We start from the raw sequence: 21,519 nt of genomic DNA, 5'->3' as shown, positions 1-21,519 counted from the left end.
GGGACTTGTCTCTATTTAAGCGTTACACGCCACAGCATGCTGCAGCTCCATTGATTCTTCTTTTTCCCGTTGAGGGGTAAAGAAGCGATGGGCGAGGCCATAACTTATGTGGGTCTTCGCTTGCTCGTTGGCTACTTTAGCTAACTGAGGATATTCATCAAGTAATGCTTTGGCTTGTTCCTTGATGTAGGAATCGTTTGATTTGTTAATCATCGTCAAATAATGTACTGCTTTTTTCAAGTCGTTCACATCATTTGCTTTTCCCAATATGTGCATCATCACCAGCATGGCATTCGTACACCCTAAATTTGCAGATTGACGCATGGTTTGTTGGTACTGGGAAGAAGTGGGCGGATAAATATGGGCCAGGTGATATAAGGCCAAAGGATTATCCTGTGCCAGAGCCATCATTTTAGGTAAATGTTGGACTATGGCTTGCTTTAAAACGGGATCATTAGGTGATTTGTGCAATTGATTTACCAAAGCAGCAAATTCATTACTTGAAGTGGCCATGTCCTACCCCCCTGACTTTGAATACTTTCCCTTGTAGGATAAAAGATCAAGGTTAAGACAAGATTAAGGGGGAGTAGCTTTACAGTTTTTTTACGCTTTCGAATGCTGCCCATCCTAAATGGAACACCATATGTGCCAATATTGCAGTAATAATTCCATATTGCCAAAACACATATCCAAAAAGTAATGATTGATACAAGCTAAGGAGAAGCACGGAGTAAATAAAGTGCCGGTTTGAGCTGCCGCCAGCAGCAAGGTAAACAGGAATTTGGGTGACAGCAAATACCAGTCCGCTGATGAGAATGGACATCCATATAATCAAGTTGGGGTATTGCTTGGTAAAGAGCAAAGCAAAAAAAGTAGCGAGATTCATTAATCCCCAACGGGCAATGATTTCCTCGACCACGCCTCCATAAAGGGCGCAGCCATCAACCCCCAGGGTCTTGCGGATTTTAGACATGACTTCCATACTCTTTTTATCCAGGATGCGTGCAAACACACCATAATAAAGAACCAAAAATACTAATAACCCGCATAAGCCATAGATAAGGGTGGGCAGTAATACAGGAATCAGGGCACTTCCCCCTGCAGTACCTTGCAGCAGGCCTTCAAGTATAGGGTCTCCCAACCCTGTGCTTTTAGACAATATTGTTCCTGCCAGGCTCAATATAAAAACCATAAACAAAGTTTGTAAAATGGCAAAACCGCTTATGCGTTTTTTTAATGCGTCAGAATTATCGGATAATAAAAAAAAGATTAAACGTTTTATTGCAATGGTTACACCGGGGATGGACAAAATAAATAAAACAGTAATTAAGGGCCAGTTTATTGTCATTTTCTATCCTTAAGTAATACGGCATAAAAAAATCCGTCCATACTTTGCTCTCCTGGTAAAATTTGTTGGCCGTGCTCTGTTGCACGCCCCCAAGCCCAAGGTTCTTTTATTATCGTACAGTCTGGATGATTCGCCACAAAATGTGCAATTTGTTGTTCATTTTCCTCAGACATTACCGAGCAGGTGGCATAGACCAGTAAGCCTCCCTTGGCCAGCAAAGCCCATAAACACTCCAGCATCTCCTGCTGGATATGAATTATCTTATCAATTTCTTCATCATTGCGTAATAATTTAATATCTGAATGGCGGCGAATGACGCCTGTTGCAGAGCAGGGGGCATCGAGCAAAATACGATCAAAGGGTTGGCCATCCCACCAAACAGAGGGCGTTAAGGCATCGCCTTGCTTCAACGTTGCGTGCAAGCCAAGCCGGTTTAAATTATCCTGAACCCGTTGCAACCGTCGTTCATCTACGTCTAAAGCAATGCATGTTGCCAGATTGGGTTCTTGTTCCAGAATATGGCAGGTCTTTCCTCCGGGCGCACAACAGGCATCAAGAAGGCGTAAACCGGGTTTTAGCGACAATAAGGATGCAGCTAACTGTGCGGCGCCATCTTGCACTGAAACCCATCCTTCGGCAAAGCCCGGCAGTTGGTGGACATCACAGGGAGTGGCTAAGATAATTCCTTCAGGGGCAACCGGATGAGCTTCGGCTGCAATACCCTGTGCCTTTAATATGTTTAAATATTCAGCAAGTGAGTTTTTTTGGATATTAACCCGTAACACCATAGGCGGGCGTTCATCATTTGCATGGGCTATTGCCTGCCAATCCCTGGGCCAATTTTTTTGCAAGCGGTTCAGCAACCACTGCGGTTGGCCATAAACAAATTGAGGATCCTGGTTCAGGCGCTGTAAAATTTCTTCGTGTTGACGGCAGAAATTGCGTAAAACGGCATTTACCAACCCTTTGGCCCAAGTCTTTTTAATTTTTCCAAGCAATGCCACAGTTTCCTGAACTACCGCATAATCAGGTTGCTGCATGTAATGTAATTGATAAATCCCTATAAGCAAAGCCACCCATACTTCGATTTCTTTGGGCTTTTTTTGCACCAAATATCCTGCTATGGCTTGCAGACGAAAATAATGACGACAAACCCCGAAGCATATCTCTTTGGTCATTGGCGATACTTCGGCAGTAGGTGTCATCAGTTGGGATAAGGATGATTTTTCGGTCAGTAAACAGGTTAAAATTTTTAAGGCATGCAGTCGCTCGTTCTTATTCATTGAAATACATACCCTGTATGCAGCGTCGATTTAGAAGAGTTTAACCAGTCAGCAATAGAAATCACCTTGCCTCCCGGAAACTGGATTTTTTCTATAAGCAAACCCTGATCGCCCGTTGCAACCACCAGTCCTTTTTTATCGATGTCAATCACGGTGCCTGGAACTTGCTTTGTTTCCAATGAAACTACCTGTGCCTTGTGGATACGCAAAATTTCTTCATGCAAAGCGGTATAAGCGATCGGCCAGGGATTAAACGCACGAATTTTGCAGTCGATTTCTCCAGCGGCGTCATGCCAGTTAATGAGGGCATCTTCTTTATTGATTTTCTTGGCATAGGTCGCTAATTCATCATTTTGGATTTCTGGGTGGAGGGTTTGCGCGGCGAGTTCATTCAAGGTTTGCAATAAAGGTTCGGCGGAGATCTGGGCCAGCTTGTCATGTAAACTTTGGGCAGTTTCCGAGGCGCTTATGGGGCAAATTACCTTGCGAAGCATCGCTCCTGTGTCCATGCCGGCATCCATTTGCATAATGGTAACTCCCGTTTCCTTATCCCCATGAAGAATGGCAGATTGAATGGGAGAGGCCCCACGCCAGCGGGGTAACAAGGAAGCATGTACGTTGATACAGCCCAGGCGTGGAATTTCAAGAACTGCTTTCGGCAGGATTAACCCATAGGCAATAACAACCATAACATCCGGTTTTAAGGCGGCAAGTTCAGAAATTGCTTCAGGATTTTTAAAATTCTGGGGTTGGTAGACGGGGATTTGATGTGATACTGCCCATTCTTTAACTGCGGAAGCCTGCAACTTTCGACCGCGTCCGGCAGGGCGGTCGGGTTGGGTATAAATGGCTTGAATATGATGTGTTGAGTGCAGTAAGGCATCAAGACAGGGCAAACCAAATTCTGGTGTTCCAGCAAAAATAATATTCAATTGACTCATGATAAGTACTCATTTGACCACGGGATGCCTTATAGGGACACAGCTTGAATTGAAGCGGCAAAACTGCAGCTTATTATTTGCGTGCGTGTTGGCGTTTGAATTTTTCCAGTTTCTTCCGGGCCATGGCTTTTTTCAAGGGAGAAAGCAGATCAATAAAAAGTTTCCCATTCATATGATCAATTTCATGTTGTAAACACTCAGCAAGCAAGCCCTCAGCATTTATTTCGAAAGGTTTTCCATTTCTATCCAAAGCCTTCACAGTAACTTTTTCGGCCCGAATTACAGTATCATAAGCTCCAGGAACAGAAAGACAGCCTTCCTCAAATTTTTTTTCACCCTCAGCAGTAACAATTTCGGGATTGATAATCACGAGCTGATTTTGCTTATCGCCCTCAATATCAATAACGGATAAACGTAAACCCACGCCAATTTGTGGGGCTGCAAGCCCAACACCCCGGGCGTCATACATGGTTTCAAACATGTCATCAATCAGGGTTTGTAATTTATCATCAAAATGAACAACAGGTTTTGCAACATCCCTTAATCGAGGGTCTGGTAAATATAGAATTGTATGAATGGCCATTTGTTTATCTGGTTCTCTGCATAAAAATCATGTTAATATTATCGTTTATATAATGAAAGGCTGCAAGATATTCCAACAAAGGATTGACTCTAATGAGATTTATTCTCTTTTTAATCTTTCTCTTCTTCTCCGCATGCAACTATGCTTTAAGTTTAAGATCTGATGCCCCTGAGCGTTATGTTGTTCAATCGGGCGACACTTTATGGAGTATATCCAGTCACTACCTGCATAATCCCTGGGAATGGAAAAAACTTTGGCATGTCAATCCCAAAATAAAAAATCCCAAACGGTTGTATCCTGGTGCAGTCCTTGTCTTATCCTATTATAAAAACAAGCCTTACCTTAGAGTCCTATCGAATGGTACCGTCAAATTATCGCCTAATGCGCGGCCTATGCCTTTGGAGGAAGCGGTACTTCCAGTTCCCTTAAGTGAAATCAAGCCTTTTTTAAATGAGTCTCTTATATTGGATCAGGATATTCTCAGCAAGGCCCCCTACATCGTCGCTTTAATCGGGGAACATATGATAGGAGGTCAAGGGGATGAAGCTTATGTCCGCGGGTTGCATCCCTCACGGGATTTACCTACCGGAGGTATTCCCGCTTATTCCATTTTTCGGGGAGGAAAAAATTACGAGCATCCGATTACCAAAGAGCTCTTGGGGTATCGGGCAGATTTGGTAGGGTATGCCGAGTTGGTGGCCGGGGGTGAACCCGCAACTATATTGTTAACCAATATTAACGAAGGGGTTAAAGTTCAAGACAGTGTATTGATCAATAATAGTCCCGAATTCAAGTTGTATTTTGAGCCTAAAGCCCCCCAATTCTTCGTTAAGGGATTTATTATCGATATGCCCGACGGCATGCCTAACGGGAATGTACAGGAAGCAGCAGGCGGGGTCGTGGTGATTAGCCTAGGGGGACGTGACGGCCTGGAAGCCGGGGATGTGCTTGGTATTTATCGCGACTCGGGTACGGTCAGTGATCCTAAAAATAAACTTTACCCTATTCAATTGCCTCCTGAGCGCATTGGGGAGGTTATGGTATTTCGTGTCTTCACCAAAGCCAGTTTTGCACTGGTTGTCCGTTCAACCCGAGCTGTTTATTTAAATAATTTTGTGACAAATCCATGAATAACTTACCTTACTATCTTGCATTAAATCGAATGGAGCGCGTGGGGCCGCGGACGGTTGCAAAATTGCAAAAACGCTGGCCTGATTTAGAAAATATGTTTCGACTCTCAGCAACCGAGCTTGAGCAAGAGGGTTTATCTCCCGCATTGGCGCAAACTATAGCTGGTTTTAACTTGAATATGATTGATGAAGATCTCAATTGGTTACAAGCAGCAGACAACCACCACATACTGACCTGGGACTCTTGTGATTATCCTGCGCTGTTGAAGGAAATTAACGATCCTCCCATCGTTTTGTATGTCAAAGGGGTGCTTGGCAGTTTAAACCCGCCGAAATTAGCGGTAGTCGGGAGCCGTAATCCCACTGTAACCGGAAGTGAGAATGCCCGTCATTTTGCGAAAGCCATCGCCGCTTATGGGGTTACCATTGTAAGTGGTTTGGCTTTAGGTATCGATGCGGAGGCGCACCGCGGATGTCTGGAGTCAAAAGGACAAACAATAGCTGTTTTGGGGACAGGAATTGATCAAATTTATCCCCGCCGGCATCACTCACTCGCGCAACAAATTGTGCAAAATGGCCTATTAATAAGCGAATTTCCTTTAAAAAGTCCACCTACTGCTGGACATTTCCCCCGGAGAAATCGTATAATAAGTGGTTTGTCATTGTGCACTTTGGTTGTTGAGTCGGCAATAAAGAGTGGTTCCTTAATCACAGCACGAATGGCCCTGGAACAAAATCGAGATGTTTTGGCAATTCCTGGCTCCATTCATAATCCTCTGGCTCGGGGGTGTCATTACCTGTTGCAGCAAGGAGCTAAATTAGTCACTTCAGTTGCGGATGTTCTTGAAGAATTGCAAATCGATTCGGAACAGCAATCAGCTGATAAAACTACTTTACCTCTTGCCAGCGGGAATAAAAACCTAGTAAAGTTCATTGGCTTTGAAATGACAACTGTTGATCAGATCATTTTACGTAGTGGATGCACCGTTGAGCAAGTCACTAGTGAGCTTGCAGAATTAGAATTAAATGGGGCTGTTGTATCTGTGCCCGGTGGCTATATGAGGTGTTAGTATATGAAAGATAACTTATTCGAAATGTTATTGAGTTTATTTGAAAAAAGTCTTACCCAGCTGCAAAAAAGCCATAAAACCGCTGATCAGGATGCAACGGACCTGAACGAAGAAGAGAATTCGGCTCCTGAAGAACAAGTGATGTATTTAAAAATACAACAACACACATCAACACGAGTTTTCACTTATGACGAACAAATGAAACTGACCAAGGCCAGTTATCAATTCCTCATGCGTATGAAATTATGGAAAATTCTTAATGAAGAATCATTCGAAATGGTTTTGAATCAATTGCAATTTTCTGAATCCCGTATCGTAACTCTTCAAGAGACTAAATGGACAATTAGAAATACTTTAGCCAGCACTTTAAATGAAGAACAGTTGGCTTTTCTTGATTTAGTTCTTTATCAATCAGAAGATGAATTGACATTACATTAAAAGATCATCTATTCCTATACTACTAGAAGTTGTTGCTATTTCATTTTCAGCACCAATCCCCGTGTTTCTCCTCCTTGCGGGTTTTTGGTGGCTTAGGGATGAAGTGAAAAGGATAAGGTTAACGTTACTATGAGTAAACATTTGGTGATTGTTGAGTCACCCGCCAAAGCTAAAACAATACAAAAATATTTGGGTAATGATTATGAGGTTGTTGCCTCTTACGGTCACGTTCGTGATTTGCCTGCACGTAAAGGTTCAGTTAACCCCGATAAACATTTTGCTATGACTTATGTTCCGATTGAAAAAAATTCAAGGCATATTGAAACGATTGCAAAAATGCTCAAAAAATCAGATTCATTATTATTGGCAACGGACCCTGATCGCGAAGGCGAAGCCATTTCCTGGCATATTTATGAATTAATGAAAGAAAAAAATCTCACCAAGGATAAACCGATTCATCGGATTTTTTTCAATGAAATTACCAAATCAGCAATTCAGGATGCAATCAATAATCCCCGCTCCATTTCCATGGACTTGGTTAATGCTCAGCAAGCACGACGGGCATTGGATTATTTGGTGGGCTTTAATTTATCCCCTTTATTATGGAAAAAGGTAAGAAGAGGGCTGTCTGCTGGACGTGTGCAAAGTCCTGCTTTGCGACTTATTGTGGAGCGCGAAGAAGAGATTGAACGTTTTATTCCCCAGGAATATTGGAAAATTTTGGCTCAATGTCTGCACACTAATGTCTCGTTTGAGGCGCGTCTGACTCATTTCAAAAACGAAAAATTACACCAATTTACAGTGACCAGGGATGAGCAGGCACAGCAAATCAAAGAACATTTGCTTCGTGAAGCTCAAGGCAATTTAATTGTCACCCAGATTGAGAAAAAACAACGCAAACGTAAACCTTCACCTCCGTTTATTACCTCAACACTACAGCAGGAGGCAGCGCGCAAATTGGGTTTTACCGCCAGAAAATCGATGATGGTAGCCCAACAATTGTATGAAGGGATAGACATCGGGACTGGAACCGTGGGTCTTATTACCTACATGCGAACGGACTCCGTGAATTTATCAGCGGAAGCGATAGAAGAAACACGGCAGTTTATTACCGAACGCTATGGGGCCGACAATTGCCCGGCCAGCCCAAGAGTTTATAAGACGAAATCCAAAAATGCCCAAGAGGCACATGAAGCGATTCGACCCACATCGATTAAACGCACTCCGGAAATGGTACAATCTGCCTTGACCGCTGATCAATACAAATTATACAGTCTTATCTGGAAGCGTACCGTAGCCTGCCAAATGGAGGATGCTGTCCTCGATACAGTTGCCGTCGATTTAAGCTGTGGGGAAGGTAATATTTTTCGTGCCAATGGATCTACAATTACGTTCCCTGGATTCCTTTCTGTGTATGAGGAAGGCCGAGATGATACCAAAGATGAGGAAGGCGAGGGGTCGTTACTGCCTCAAATGACAGTAGGTGAAAAGGTCAAAGTCCAGGATATCCTGGCCAATCAGCATTTCACTGAGCCACCGCCAAGATATTCTGAAGCAACCCTGGTTAAGGCGTTGGAGGAATATGATATTGGCCGTCCCTCAACCTATGCCTCCATTATTCATACCCTGCAACAACGCGAATACGTCATTGTGGATAAGAAAAGATTCTTCCCAACCGATGTTGGCCGCATTGTGAACCGCTTTTTGACCGGGTATTTTACCCGTTATGTGGACTATAAATTTACTGCACAGCTGGAAGATACACTGGACGCGATTGCCCGCGGTGAAAAAGAATGGGTTCCCGTTTTAGAAGAGTTCTGGCAACCATTTGTACAGCAAATTCAAACAACCGATCAACAGGTACAGCGAAAAGATGTTACCTCTGAAGTTTTAGATCAACAATGTCCTAAATGCGGAAAACCTCTATCAATCAGATTGGGTAAACGCGGTCGGTTTATTGGATGCACCGGTTATCCTGAATGTGATTACACTCAGGATATTGCAGGCCAGGAGAATGAAAAAAATGAACCGGAAGTTGTTGAAGGAAGGGTCTGTCCGGAATGCGCCAACCCGTTACATATAAAAAATGGTCGTTACGGACGATTTATCGGCTGCAGTAATTATCCTCAATGCAAACACATGGAACCTATAGAGAAACCCGCAGATACAGGCGTGGAATGTCCCAAATGCCATGAAGCAAAAATCCTGCAGCGCAAATCGAGAAAGGGCAAGATTTTCTATTCGTGCGGTAATTATCCCAAATGCGATTACGCTTTATGGAATGAGCCGATTAATCAACCCTGCCCGAAATGCGACTGGCCAATTTTGACGGTGAAAGAAAGCAAAAAAATGGGGCGGTTAATTCTGTGTCCGCAAGAGGGTTGCGGTTATTCCGCCAAGGATGAAGCAGAGTAGTTCAGGGGCAAAAAAATAGCAATGAATGAGTTGTAAACCCGGGTTGTGGCGTGTGCCTTAACCCAGGTTCAAAGCGCTGTTAATAAAAATCAATAGTAGTTGTAGTTACATCCATAGGCCCTACAGGATAAGAATACACTGAGACAGGCTCAACAACGGGTGCAACAACAGGTGCAGCAATTACTGGTTTAACAACAACTGGTTTATAGGTGACTACCGGTTTATAGCTTACGACAGGTTTGTAGGTCACTACGGCTGGTGTATAGGCCGGAGTGTAATAGACATTGTTACAACAGCATCCTGCCATCAGAATAATACTTCCTAATAGAAAAACCCATTTCATTATGAAGCTCCCTTTCCACGATTCTTATAGGGATTGTAGGTTATTTGATCATTAATATCAAGAATTAAACAAAATGCTTTTTGTAAACCCAAGAGCTGGTATCACGAAGTGAAAACCAGGATTGACTCTCACGCAGAAAGGTCAGTGGCAGTTAATTAAATTCATCAAAGAATTAGGGGCAAGTTCAATAAATTATGCTCTAATGGCTGCTGCGGATTTCTTTGCAAAGGGGTGAGGGAGGTAATATCAACTCGTTCTTCCTGTTCATTTTGAATCAGTATATACTCTTCATCTTCTTATAGAAAATAACTCAAACAGGATGTAATGATGTTAGACAGGACCATTGTAGTTGATGAGCAATTCTTAAATCGGGTACAACAAGCCGACTTTCCAAAACCCCGCAGTTCAATGAGTCCAGACACGGCGGAATTGGACAAGAAAATTGCCATAGAACTCTTTGATTCCCAAATTAAATCCCGTCTTCTTGATTTGATCGCCAGACAGCTTAAGGAAAAAGGTTTGTCTTTTTATACTATAGGCAGCAGCGGACATGAAGGGAATGCGGTTTGGGGACAGGTTTTTCGTCCTGAGGACATGGCATTTCTGCATTATCGCAGCGGAGCCTTTTATTTGCAACGAGCCAAGAGAGTCCAGGGTTGTGATGGCGTCAGGGATATTTTATTGTCGCTAGTAGCCGCAGCAACTGATCCGATTTCGGGAGGACGCCATAAGGTTTTTGGCAGTGTGCCTTTAAATATTCCCCCGCAAACCTCAACCATTGCTTCGCATTTGCCTAAAGCCTTGGGTGCCGCTATCTCGATCACGCGGGCTAAAGAATTAAATGTCCCTGGTAACCTGAATCCGGATTCGGTGATCATTTGTACCTTTGGTGATGCTTCTACCAACCATGCTTCAGCACAGGCGACGTTAAACGCTTGTTCATGGATCTCACAACAAAATTATCCTTTACCGATTGTGTTCATTTGTGAAGACAATGGAATTGGAATTTCGGTGCCCACCCCCTCACACTGGATAGAACATTCAGTCAGTTCGCGTCCAGGTTTGCATTACATCGCTTGTGATGGTTTGAATATCGCTGATGCCTATGCCGCAGCCCAGGAAGCAGAGTACCTGGCGCGGGTAAAAAAGCAGCCTGTGTTCCTGCACATGCGCTGCGTGCGGTTGTTAGGGCATGCGGGTTCTGATATTGAGTCCCAATATTGTACTCCGGAAGAAATAGAAGCCAGAGAAGCGCAGGATCCCTTATTGCATACAGCGGGTATGCTTTATCGCGAAGGTTGGATGAGTATCGAGGATATGCTAAGCCTTTATCGCAACAATAAAGATTTAATCGAAGCCAAAGCCATAGAGGCAATAAGACAGCCGAAACTCTCCAGTGCCGAAGCAGTCATGTCTTCATTACTGCCTTCAACCCACAAAAAACAGGCTCCGCCTCTGCCCGGGGAGGAGCAACGTACTAAAATTTTTGCCAATGCGTTTTCACAATTAGCGCAAAAACGAAATTTATGCCAGCAAATTAATTTTGCGTTGACTGATCTGATGTTGCAGTATCCAAACATACTGGTATTTGGTGAAGATGTTGGAAAAAAAGGGGGAGTCTATCGGGTCACTGCGGATTTGCAAACACGTTTTGGACAGCGCCGGGTATTTGATACCTTGTTGGATGAAACCACCATTATAGGCACTGCAATTGGTTTGGCCCACAATGGGTTTATTCCGGTTCCCGAAATCCAGTTTTTGGCTTATTTGCATAATGCAGAAGATCAGCTCCGTGGAGAAGCATCCACTTTATCCTTTTTTTCCAGCGGCCAATATCAGAACCCCATGGTTCTGCGTATCGCTTCCTTGGCCTATCAAAAAGGATTTGGGGGCCATTTCCATAACGATAACTCTATTGCTGTACTACGTGACTTACCTGGAGTGATCGTCGCATGCCCTTCAAATGGTCCAGATGCAGCAAAAATGTTACGTACTTGCGTGCGTATGGCCTACGAAGAAGGAAGGGTAGTCGTCTTTTTGGAACCCATCGCATTGTACATGACCAAAGATTTGCACGAACCCGGCGATAATGGCTGGCTGTTTAATTATCCGGAACCTGATGCGGTGATTGCACCGGGTGAGGTGGGGGTTTATGGGGAAGGGGCAACGGTCATATTAACCTATGCAAATGGCTATTATTTATCCCGGCAAGCGGCGAAGGTGCTTCAGGAAGAACATAATATCCCCGTAAAAATAGTAGATCTGCGTTGGCTTAGTCCTTTACCTGCCGCAGGGATCTTAAAAGAGATTGCCAAAGCGAAAAACGTATTAATTGTGGATGAAGGCCGCCAAAGTGGTTCAATAAGTGAAGGCTTAATGACGTTACTGTTAGAAGAAGCTGCATCCAGTTTAAAAATCAAACGCATCACCGGTAAAGATTGCTTTATTCCCCTGGGTAACGCCTGGCAATATTTGCTACCCAGTAAAGAGAGTATTATTGAAGCCGTGATTGCGTTACAGTCAGATAAAAGGGAGAAAGAAAGTGGACGACTTGTTGTTTCTTGATGAGCAGTTAAATGGTGATGAACGTATGATACGCGATAGCGTAGCCCGTTTCGTCAGTAATGATGTAATGCCTTTAATGGCTGAATCTTTTGAACATGCTCAATTTCCACGGGAGCTGATTAGAAAATCTGCTGAAATGGGTTTATTGGGTTTAACCTTACCTGCTGAATATGGTGGTGCTGAAGCGTCTTATGTTGCTTACGGTTTGGTATGCCAGGAATTGGAACGAGGCGACAGCGGGTTGCGAAGTTTTGTTTCCGTACAAAGTTCTTTATGCATGTTTCCGATTTTTCGTTACGGCTCTGAAGAACAACGCGTGCGCTTTTTACCCGGGATGGCTACAGGGGAGATCATAGGGTGTTTTGGTTTGACTGAGCCTGATTTTGGATCCGATCCCGCCGGAATGCGCACCACAGCGAAGAAAGTGAAAGGAGGATGGACTTTAAATGGTGCCAAAATGTGGATAACCAACTCCCCAATTGCGGATATTGCTATTGTGTGGGCAAAAACCGACGAAGGCGTCCGTGGTTTTATTGTAGATACCAAGTCTGAAGGATTAAGCCGACCCGAAATTAAATTAAAAATGTCATTACGTGCCTCAATCACAGGGGAGCTGGTGTTTGATAATGTGTTTGTTCCTGATGAAAATTACCTCCCCGGCAGTGAAAAAGGTTTAGGCGCTCCTTTAAGTTGCTTAAGTCAGGCGAGATATGGTATTGCCTGGGGAGCTATGGGTGCGGCGATGGCCTGTTTTGATATTACCCGTGATTATTTGTTGGAACGTAAGCAATTTAACAAACCGTTGGCATCTTTTCAGCTTATTCAAAAAGACCTGGCAGATATGTATACTGAAATAATTAAGGCACAATGTCTTAATTTACAGATAGGCCGCATAAAAGATAATCATCGCGAGAATCCGGTGATGATTTCTCTCGCCAAGGGCAACGCATGCCGGGAGGCATTGAAAATTGCGCGAAAATGCAGGAATCTATTAGGAGCAAATGGAATCAGCCTTGAATATCATGTGATTCGTCACATGCTTAATTTAGAATCTGTCTTTACCTACGAGGGTACGGACAATGTCCATACTCTGGTACTCGGTAAACACATTACAGGAATTAATGCTTTTGCTTAAACCAGGCACAAAAACGGTTAATCACCAGGATCAATGACTTTTTGTAACCTGGAAATTTGATCCGGGTTACTTTTTGTTCTGTCAATTGGCATTGGTAGAGTTTAACAGTAGTTCCTTTCTTGATTTGGGACTTATTCTTCATGCATCGGATTGTGTGAAGAAGCAGGTTTATTTAGCAACTTACAGGAGTATCCCATGGTTAAAATGATCTTAAAAAGAGCGTTAATATTAAGTTTACCTGTATTCACTATGAATGTGCATTCCGGGCCAAGTAAAGAATTTTTGGCCAATCAATGCTATGAGCTATCCCGGGTGATTGTCTCTTTAGCGGATACTCAGGAAAAAAAGATCTGTATTAACAAGCTCTACATGGCCTCAGTGCAAATGAGTACTGCAGCCCTTTTGATCATGGAGGATTCTTCTGATGTAGCTAAAGAGATTTTGAATAACGCCGTAGCAGCCTTGCAGTATGCGGAGCTATTAAGCTGCAAACAATACATTCAAATCTCACATTCCAAATTTGAAGCCCAGAAGATTAAAACCTTATTATAAAGAAATGGGTTCTCTCCTCGAGTATTTATTGTAGACTTGGGGAGTTCGTACCGGGAGCTTGCAAGTGAATCGATTTTTAAAAAATAGTTTATTAATCCTGTTTATTTTTATAGTGGGTATTGCAGTTGGTAGTTATTACAATGCACCAATCCAGAATTTCATCAACCACGTATGGGAAAAAATAGATCATGGCAGCCAGCCCCAGGAACTTTACTTTTGCCCTCCAGCGCAAGAAGTGGTGAAGCATCAATACAACCCTGAAGCATTCCAGGTCGGGACGTTATTTTGGCAAATGGATTATCAGGGTTGGAAAGCACCTGAGAAGATTGGTTTTATGCAAGCCCTGGTTAACTCAAGTAATAATCTGGTCTGCTACTATCATTGGCCAAACCCGGATGACAAAGGAACCTATTTATGGATGACCATCCATCTCTCGCCCTCGGTGAACCAAATAGTGCAACCCTATGGGGAATACTGGACGAAAAAAGAAAGTGAAGTTTTATGTAATTCAGGAGTTAATGCCTGCGCTTTCGTCCTTTCAGCAAGCTCCAAAAGAATTATCCCTCAACATTAGACCATGGAGCGAGTGCAAGGAGCGGCAAAACAGTTGGAGTACAGGCTAAATTAAAAAATCCCGGGTTACGGTTTTCCAACCCAGGCTACGAAAGAAAGCAACATAAGCTCTTGTTATTTCCCTCAGACTTAGTTATCATTTGCCACCTAATCGGGGCGTAGCGCAGCCTGGTAGCGTACTAGCATGGGGTGCTAGTGGTCGAAGGTTCAAATCCTTCCGTCCCGACCAAGCCCAGTAAGGGTTTTATAAAGTTATCCAAACCCCTTCAGAAATATTTGGTACCAGTTTTGGTACCGATCGCAAAATGGTACCATAAACCAATCAGTGAAAACTAACTGTATTCTATAATTTTGAAATCTTGTGAGTATTAATGACTATGAATCACGTGAGAGTGAGTTAATGTTAGCTGATCCTATTATATGTGGAAAATACAGACATTATAAAAACGAAAAACTATATGAAGTTATTGGCCAAGCTCGTCATAGTGAGACAGATGAAGATATGATAGTGTACAAAGCACTTTATCATTGTGATCAATTTGGGGATAACCAGCTTTGGGTTCGCCCTATGCAAATGTTTTTTGAGAATGTCATTCATAATGGAAAAACAGTTCCTCGATTTCAACGGATAGAATAGCCTTAATTTAAATCACTATGTTTCTATGAGTTGGTGAAGATAATAGTATTAAGGCAAAAAGCGAACTCCTTTTCGTTAATTCGCAAAATGATGGGTTTGGTAACATAGGCGTCAAGATACTCTAATTTACCAGTTTGCTTCCAAAACAGTTCGATAACCAACGTTTATTTCCATTTAGCTTTCATAATCTTATATAAAAAGAATGAGTATGACTTCACTGCTTAGGGTAAGTTGTTGTTAAATGCTATTTACTAAATACTGCATATCTCAAGAATGTTGCTTACTCATAAATTTAGGTGAGCCTTATAACAATCCTCAATATTGGAAATAAAGTCATCAACTTGAGAGCCTTCTATTTGTGGGGGGAATTTTTCTATCATTAGATCATAACATAACCTGTTAATTTCGGTCATTTTGCTTAAACAATCTTCAAGATTACTAAATTTTTCAACAAAAAGGTGGACATTACTTTGTAGCATAGAGGAACAATATATTTCCGGTAGCTTTTTCGATAATACTGCTTTTGCATTTTCTAAATTTATACTTTTTTGTCCCTGATTATCATAATATACCCCTGGCTCTGGAGTATCGGAAAAGTGAGTTATCCCTTTTTCATCTTTCCGAATGTATATGTCAGCAAATGAAGATGAGCAAAAGGCACATAAAACAAAAAAATGTATTGTTACTTTGAGCATATTAATTACCCCCATTTGCTATTAACAATATTATAGTAAATATAAGTTTTATGTGGTTGGGTTATCGCTAATAACGTTATAGCAAGCGTAGCTCGGGCCTTGGCCCGACAAAATCGATGTTATTCTTTAAACTGATTCGTAGCAAGAGTAGGTTGTATCATTTGCCCCCAATTTAACTTGTTTGTGTTGCGCAATTCTTATTTTGTAAGTTCATTTATTAAGAAATTTACCCATTCTTGCGAATATAAGTAACCATCAAATCCTTCGATATAAGCAGCATATTTACCTTTGAATTTTGGATTAATTTTTGTAGGCCTAGCTTTAAATTGTTTCCAGCAACGTGTATGTTGACTCATGTTAAATTCTGGGATTTGTTCCTTTACTTGGTCTACAACTTTTTTGGGTCTTAATTTAAACGGAGACTCAACACCTTTTATTAATGCAATTGCATGATTGTAATTTGCTAACTCATCAGCATTTAGATTTTTTGCATTAACAAACTCAATGGCCAAATCAGATGAATTTTGGTGGTTACCTATTTTGGGTATAAGAAAGGCTCTAATGCGATATTTTTGACTATCTAAAATTTCGTCATTGCATAAATCATTGTTGAAAGTTTCCATAAATTGTTTAATGACCTGATAGTTATCCTTCTGAAAAATTTTTAATGCAATCTCTTGTTGTTTTGTTGCTACACGGGTTAGTTGCATTGCGATTGCCAAATTTGTTAGTAATGCATGATGTTCACCAAATTCTTCAACCATTAGTGTTTCAAAATTTGATAAGGCTGCTTGACAATAACCTGCGACCATTAAATCTATATGTGGTAAATTTCTATGTTCAATTTTGTTTCTTAATCCTATAAGAAACTTCAAATTGGCTTTTTCTGGTGTAGTTCTTTCCCAATATTGATCACAGCAAGTGCTGAGTTCCCATGCTTTGTATTCTCCATCGATTTGAAGATAGTTACCTTGTTCGTCTTTATAGTAAAAATCAATAGAATTTTTATGGAAAATAGCATGAAACAGAGAGGTAAATGCAATAACAATATTAACAATAAAGCCATAAGTTTTAACTTCTGTAAAAGGATTGTTATAAACAGCTACACCTAAAAGAGCAAATTCCTTAGCTTTTTTGATTAATAGGCTTCTTTCAGATACATCATTTACTTCCATAAGTTTTTGGCTGTGTAGAATACGAAAATTATTCTGGCTTAATGAGGAGATTCCTCTGACGTCATATTTATTATCTGATCTTTTGTTTAGATATTGAAACCATCGCTTTGAAACATAGGTTTTACAAGATTCACTTGTCCAACCTACATATTCAGCTAGCTCTTCAATAGAAAATGGGGCAGCAGTTTTTTCTTTTTCCAAAAGAAAAGCATAGGCCATATCAATGCGATGGTAACGTGACATTTGGTACTCGCAAAGTTGTCCCGATAATAATTGTAAGCAAATTTGCGCTTTTTGGTCAATGTGCGACGTATTCTGAAATTAAACTTTTTCTATCAAATGTTTCAATGATTCATCATATTATATACCTAGATATTTAACCAATATGATGAAAAAATGAGATTTTGCTATACTTTTAATTAATTTTAAAAGGAAATTAATATGACAAAATATAAAAATGCTGAGAAAAGATAATCAAGAAGGGATTAGACGAAATTAATATTGTAACGGGTAAACAAGAAGAAAAGGTACTATACAAGTTTAAATAGCGAACACAATTTATCTCGATCTCAAGTAATATCGAACTTGAAATATCTAAAATAAAGGTTGGGTTAAAAAATCTGATGTAAAAAACTGTCGGTGTTGGGTCCGACAAAAATTAAAGGTCTATTTACTATGGATAATACAAAAGCTTTGCCATTATTTAAATCAGCTCTTGAAGACTATATAAAACAAAATCAAAAAATTACTGATGAAATAACTAAGAAGTTAAGAAAACTAACCCAATGTCCCGATATTACTGAACTTTTTGTAAAGCAAACCCAGGTAGAGAAATTTACAAAGAATATCATAAACCAAAACCAATCTATGGCGGATGCTATTACTTATACAATTTGGCCTTATTTTTTGAAGAGAGGGTGGTTTATTTCAGCAAAGTATTTATATTTTCAACAAGTAATGAGATTTAAAAAAGCTATTGCAAATTTACCCTCCCTTGAGGACAACGATTATTTTGAAAAGGAATTAGAAATAGAAGAATCACTATTAACATTTACAAGATCATTGGTGGGTTCCATTGAAGAAGATGTTTGTAGCAAATGGGTACCACGAAAAGAAATAATTCAACAAGCTTTTATAGCTCATAAAGAAGGAAAATATGCCCTTAGTATTCCAGTGTTATTAGCTCAATCAGATGGAATTTGTCATGATATATTTGGTTGTCATTTATTTACTAAGTTTGAGGGGAATATAAAAGAGAAAGTTAAAATACTAGATAAAAATCGAACACCACTATCATCGGCATTTCTTAAATTACTTACTAATCAGTTAAGTTTATCTGAATATACAAGAGATTTAAACGAAAAGAGAGAAAACGATCCTTTTTATGGCCCATTAAATAGACATGGTATACTTCATGGGTTAGATCTAGACTATCCTAAGGAAGCTAATAGTCTTAGATGTATCAGCCTGCTATCCTATTTGATTATGATTAATGAATTCCTAAACTAATTTTATTCATAAATAATAATAGGTAAAAAAAACCCTAAAGATTGCCCCTCAACTGTAATTTTATACATTGTCGGGGAGGCTTATTTTATCTCCCATTCATCCGACGACACGGATAATTTCATAGAATCCTTTTTACTTACAACTTAATTAACGACTTCTTGTCGCACACACCTTTCGCATGATATAAATATACATCATATCCATATGATTAATAATGAATTTTTATTAAAATACGTGGGGTAAACAGCACAAAAATGCGGTGAATGCGTGGCGCACATATGGGGTCAGGCCTTGAATGATGAATCAACTTTAATTGAAAATTCACAATTCAAGGCCTGACCCCTAAGTCTTTGGATTAAAATGCCCTCCCTTATTTGGGGTAGAGCCTTTCGTGTTAAGGATTTCCATTTTGAATATATAATCTTTTATTTAGACGACTGGTTGATAAACTGATTTGCTATTCAAACGGCTTAGCTAGTTGTTTTATATTCTGGCAAGACCATAGCATGAGCTGCATTGTGTAATTCAGCCATTGCTTTAGCTGCTCTTTCTTCCACTGCTTCTTTAGAGACCTCATCAGGCAAAAGAAAGGTATTACTAACCCAGACGCCAAAATCTTGATTCATCTGCACATAAGGACGTAGTAACTGGTTATATTTGTCAAAGGCATTAGCGTGGTTATCTCTAGCTGCTTGTAATTCTCCTGCTAAAATATAAGCGCCCACTAAGGCTAAACTTGTTCCTTGGCCAGACAAAGGTGAGGCGCAATAACCAGAATCACCAAGGAGCGCAACTCTTCCTTTAGTCCACGACTTCATTTTTACTTGCATTATCGCATCAAAATAAAAATCATTACTTTGTTCCATAAGCTCAAGTATCTTGTTTGATTCCCAGCCTAGATCCCGAAAAGTAGTGCGAAGAAACTCTTTCTGTTCCTGTTCATCGCGAATATCATTTAATTGGTGATTAGAACGAAACATAAAACCAGCATGCGCCATAGTTGGGGTTCGATCGTTACTTAGATGGATAAGTTTTTGATCCAATTCAAAAAGAAACTCACTCTTATTTAAATTAAGATAATTGGGTATGCTACATACACTAATATATGAACCCAGAGAAACTAAGTTATATTCTTCTTTAGAGAAAACCATTCGTCGGGTGGATGAATGTAAGCCATCAGCTCCTATTACTAAGTCGTACTGTTCAGTAAGGCCGCCATTGAAGATAACTTTTAACCCATCTTTTTGCTGTTCTATTTGTTCTACATTTCGATCATAATAACAAGGAATTCCTTTAATTAACTGCATTAAGATCTCAACTAATTCGCCGCGAACAAGCTCAATCTCATCTTCTTTTCTAAAACCAAACTTTGCCCCTTCTTCTTGATGCAGGATATTACCTTGGGCATTTACATAACAGCCATTTTGTATCTGAGTCCGTTTAGCATATATCTCTTCATATATGCCCATCTTTTTAACTAAACTCGTGGCAATTCCACGAATGTCGATCGCGTAACCACTTTTTCTCGGAGAAGAATTTTTTTCAATTAGTGTGGGTGAGAAGCCAAATTTTTTCAGCCAGTAACATACAGCAGGGCCGGCGACACCGGCGCCAATTACTAGGATTCTTTGTATTTTGGACATGGAGTTTTCGTTAAACTTTAATTTTATATGATAATTGATCATAGTGGTAAAAACAATTCAAGCACATATGGGGTCTGGCCTTAAATGAGGAATCAACTTTTAATTGAAAATTCACAATTCAAGGCCTGACCCTTAAGCCCCTATAGATAAATTTATTCTTTATGCATTTTATTTTTTCAAATGGTCAAATATATAACATATGGATATATACTTGTTATATAAACAGTAACTCACGTTGTAGGCGCTAGAAAGATGTATACTCAAACTGAGACAACACCACCACAATTTAATTTTGATATCTTTGATCAAATGACGCATGAAGAGGCTCAAGCCTTGCTTTCCGTAAATTTTCCGCACCTGGATAAAGCTGAACAGAATAGAATAATTTCTAACAGTAATGATTTATGGCTAATACGCAAGAGTAGTGAAGTGGGCGTCTTAACTGTTGAATCCCGTTCTTACGATTGGAATAAAAAAGATTTTATACCAAAAGAACCTATCCGTTTGCGGTTAACTACAGGTGGCTGGAAATTTTATGAAGATACGGATTATAAACCAGGAGACGTACTTGAAATAACAAAAGGTAATATGAGCGCTGACCGCATTCGTGATTTGCAAAAGGCGTTAGAAATTAAATACCCCCCGCAAAACATGATTTATCCGGAATTGGCACACGACGCATATCAAAAGAAGATGAGAGAGTTACCTGTTGATCATCCGCACAGATGCATTATGCCCTGTCGGGAAGTAGATAAAGGTATACTAAGTAGGTCTGACACCACTAATATTCCATCAAGACATCTTGAAGTAGCACGGCGTGCCATACAAGAGAAGAAAGATAAACTGGGATCTCTACCAATTATGATAGGGAGTCCTACCACACGATTAAAAGAAAGCTTACATGAGCAAAAAAATGAGTGTAGGGACCCAAAAGTGTTTGAGCAAGCCTTCCATCGAGTACATCAGAAGCTTCGTGAGAACGAGTGGTTCAAATTTGCAAGAAAGAGCTCTATTGGAGGTAAGGAATCATTATCTGAAATTCTGGGACATGCGGCACAAAATGATAATAGAAGTAGGGCTGCTTGTGTAAAATTAGGGTGGTTGAAGAAAGATGGTACCTTAGCCGATAAAGTACCATCTATCATTGAAGAGTCTTATCGCAAAGGTAAAGCTGACCTAGCTAAAGCTGAATCAGCAAAGGCTGAATATAAATGATAAATGTTACTTTAGTACTTTATATAGAGTGATTATAGGTAATCTTTTTATGTAATTTCCGTTTCCTTACTAATACAGTACGTGTTGCGCGAAACACCACCTTTTAACATTTGAAAGAAATGTGAAAAACCTAACCCTGAACGTGCTGTGATTAAAAATTTAGACCTTGATATTTACTTACAAAATGGCACATCATTCTTTAGAATGCAGCACATATGGCACACACATATGGGGTCAGGCCTTGAATGATGAATCAACTTTAATTGAAA

At 40.4% G+C, this 21,519-nt stretch carries 20 protein-coding genes and 1 tRNA gene; 12 read left to right on the top strand and 9 right to left on the bottom strand.

Translation table 11 applies throughout. The features are described from left to right. Positions 1–15 precede the first annotated feature (15 nt). The 5 genes from KYQ_RS09140 to def form a co-directional block, all read right to left on the bottom strand. Positions 16–513 carry a hypothetical protein gene (locus KYQ_RS09140; protein WP_010652780.1) on the bottom strand — a complete coding sequence of 166 codons (498 nt, stop codon included), beginning with the start codon at positions 511–513 and terminating at the stop codon, positions 16–18. Between the two features lie 79 nt (positions 514–592). Next, entirely contained in the window at positions 593–1,348 is a 756-nt protein-coding gene (locus KYQ_RS09135) for a CPBP family glutamic-type intramembrane protease (protein WP_010652781.1), read from the bottom strand. Next, on the bottom strand, positions 1,345–2,631 hold the full coding sequence (gene rsmB / locus KYQ_RS09130; RefSeq protein WP_019349910.1) for a 16S rRNA (cytosine(967)-C(5))-methyltransferase RsmB: 1,287 nt from the start codon (positions 2,629–2,631) through the stop codon (positions 1,345–1,347). The genes KYQ_RS09135 and rsmB overlap by 4 nt, the downstream gene beginning before the upstream one ends. Next, positions 2,628–3,572, bottom strand: coding sequence for a methionyl-tRNA formyltransferase (gene fmt / locus KYQ_RS09125; protein ID WP_010652783.1), 945 nt, complete (start codon positions 3,570–3,572; stop codon positions 2,628–2,630). Before fmt ends, rsmB begins: the two co-directional genes overlap by 4 nt. A 73-nt stretch (positions 3,573–3,645) precedes the next feature. Next, positions 3,646–4,155, bottom strand: coding sequence for a peptide deformylase (def, locus tag KYQ_RS09120; protein WP_010652784.1), 510 nt, complete (start codon positions 4,153–4,155; stop codon positions 3,646–3,648). A gap of 92 nt (positions 4,156–4,247) precedes the next feature. Here def and KYQ_RS09115 point away from each other — a divergent pair, with 92 nt between their 5' ends. From KYQ_RS09115 to topA, 4 genes are all read left to right on the top strand, one after another. Next, a complete protein-coding gene (locus KYQ_RS09115) occupies positions 4,248–5,285 on the top strand; it encodes a LysM peptidoglycan-binding domain-containing protein (protein ID WP_010652785.1) in 1,038 nt (345 codons plus the stop codon). Beyond that, entirely contained in the window at positions 5,282–6,355 is a 1,074-nt protein-coding gene (dprA, locus tag KYQ_RS09110; RefSeq protein WP_019349909.1) for a DNA-processing protein DprA, read from the top strand. The genes KYQ_RS09115 and dprA overlap by 4 nt, the downstream gene beginning before the upstream one ends. 3 nt (positions 6,356–6,358) lie before the next feature. Then, entirely contained in the window at positions 6,359–6,793 is a 435-nt protein-coding gene (locus tag KYQ_RS09105) for a DUF494 family protein (RefSeq protein WP_010652787.1), read from the top strand. Between the two features lie 129 nt (positions 6,794–6,922). Further along, positions 6,923–9,208, top strand: coding sequence for a type I DNA topoisomerase (topA, locus tag KYQ_RS09100; RefSeq protein WP_019349908.1), 2,286 nt, complete (start codon positions 6,923–6,925; stop codon positions 9,206–9,208). 79 nt (positions 9,209–9,287) lie between these two features. Here topA and KYQ_RS09095 read toward each other — a convergent pair whose 3' ends face one another. Continuing rightward, positions 9,288–9,551, bottom strand: a complete 264-nt coding sequence (locus KYQ_RS09095) for a hypothetical protein (protein ID WP_010652789.1) — start codon at positions 9,549–9,551, stop codon at positions 9,288–9,290. 327 nt (positions 9,552–9,878) lie between these two features. Here KYQ_RS09095 and KYQ_RS09090 point away from each other — a divergent pair, with 327 nt between their 5' ends. The 6 genes from KYQ_RS09090 to KYQ_RS09065 all read left to right on the top strand — a co-directional run bounded on the left by KYQ_RS09090 (position 9,879) and on the right by KYQ_RS09065 (position 15,013). Further along, on the top strand, positions 9,879–12,116 hold the full coding sequence (locus tag KYQ_RS09090) for a thiamine pyrophosphate-dependent enzyme (protein WP_010652790.1): 2,238 nt from the start codon (positions 9,879–9,881) through the stop codon (positions 12,114–12,116). Continuing rightward, complete coding sequence (locus KYQ_RS09085; protein ID WP_010652791.1) at positions 12,094–13,251, top strand: acyl-CoA dehydrogenase family protein; 1,158 nt, start codon at positions 12,094–12,096, stop codon at positions 13,249–13,251. The genes KYQ_RS09090 and KYQ_RS09085 overlap by 23 nt, the downstream gene beginning before the upstream one ends. A 195-nt stretch (positions 13,252–13,446) precedes the next feature. Beyond that, entirely contained in the window at positions 13,447–13,803 is a 357-nt protein-coding gene (locus KYQ_RS09080) for a hypothetical protein (protein ID WP_010652792.1), read from the top strand. Between the two features lie 64 nt (positions 13,804–13,867). After that, the gene (locus tag KYQ_RS09075) at positions 13,868–14,377 is read left to right on the top strand and encodes a hypothetical protein (protein ID WP_010652793.1); all 510 of its coding nucleotides are present in this window, start codon (positions 13,868–13,870) and stop codon (positions 14,375–14,377) included. A 151-nt stretch (positions 14,378–14,528) separates the two neighbouring features. Beyond that, a tRNA-Pro gene (locus tag KYQ_RS09070) sits at positions 14,529–14,605 on the top strand. 171 nt (positions 14,606–14,776) lie between these two features. Next, positions 14,777–15,013, top strand: coding sequence for a DUF1653 domain-containing protein (locus KYQ_RS09065; RefSeq protein ID WP_010652891.1), 237 nt, complete (start codon positions 14,777–14,779; stop codon positions 15,011–15,013). A gap of 284 nt (positions 15,014–15,297) precedes the next feature. On the opposite strand, the gene KYQ_RS09060 is transcribed toward KYQ_RS09065, so the two are convergent. Together KYQ_RS09060 and KYQ_RS09055 are read right to left on the bottom strand one after the other, a co-directional pair. Further along, positions 15,298–15,708: a DUF4124 domain-containing protein gene (locus KYQ_RS09060; protein ID WP_010652892.1), complete on the bottom strand. Its 411-nt coding sequence runs from the start codon at positions 15,706–15,708 to the stop codon at positions 15,298–15,300. A 197-nt stretch (positions 15,709–15,905) separates the two neighbouring features. Then, the gene (locus KYQ_RS09055; protein WP_019349907.1) at positions 15,906–17,126 is read right to left on the bottom strand and encodes a DUF3644 domain-containing protein; all 1,221 of its coding nucleotides are present in this window, start codon (positions 17,124–17,126) and stop codon (positions 15,906–15,908) included. A 432-nt stretch (positions 17,127–17,558) separates the two neighbouring features. On the opposite strand from KYQ_RS09055, the gene KYQ_RS09050 reads away from it, so the two are divergent. After that, positions 17,559–18,392, top strand: a complete 834-nt coding sequence (locus tag KYQ_RS09050) for a hypothetical protein (protein WP_010652894.1) — start codon at positions 17,559–17,561, stop codon at positions 18,390–18,392. 470 nt (positions 18,393–18,862) lie between these two features. Here the strand turns inward: KYQ_RS09050 and KYQ_RS09045 are convergent, their stop codons facing one another. Beyond that, positions 18,863–20,035: a tetracycline destructase gene (locus KYQ_RS09045; RefSeq protein ID WP_010652895.1), complete on the bottom strand. Its 1,173-nt coding sequence runs from the start codon at positions 20,033–20,035 to the stop codon at positions 18,863–18,865. Between the two features lie 252 nt (positions 20,036–20,287). Between KYQ_RS09045 and KYQ_RS09040 the strand changes: the two genes are divergently transcribed. Next, positions 20,288–21,250: a hypothetical protein gene (locus KYQ_RS09040; protein WP_010652896.1), complete on the top strand. Its 963-nt coding sequence runs from the start codon at positions 20,288–20,290 to the stop codon at positions 21,248–21,250. The last annotated feature ends 269 nt before the right edge of the window (positions 21,251–21,519 follow it).

Source organism: Fluoribacter dumoffii NY 23, from assembly GCF_000236165.1.
Taxonomy (GTDB): domain Bacteria; phylum Pseudomonadota; class Gammaproteobacteria; order Legionellales; family Legionellaceae; genus Legionella; species Legionella dumoffii.
The sequence above is the reverse complement of the archived record's forward strand: the minus strand, read 5'-3'. Positions and strand labels throughout refer to the sequence as shown.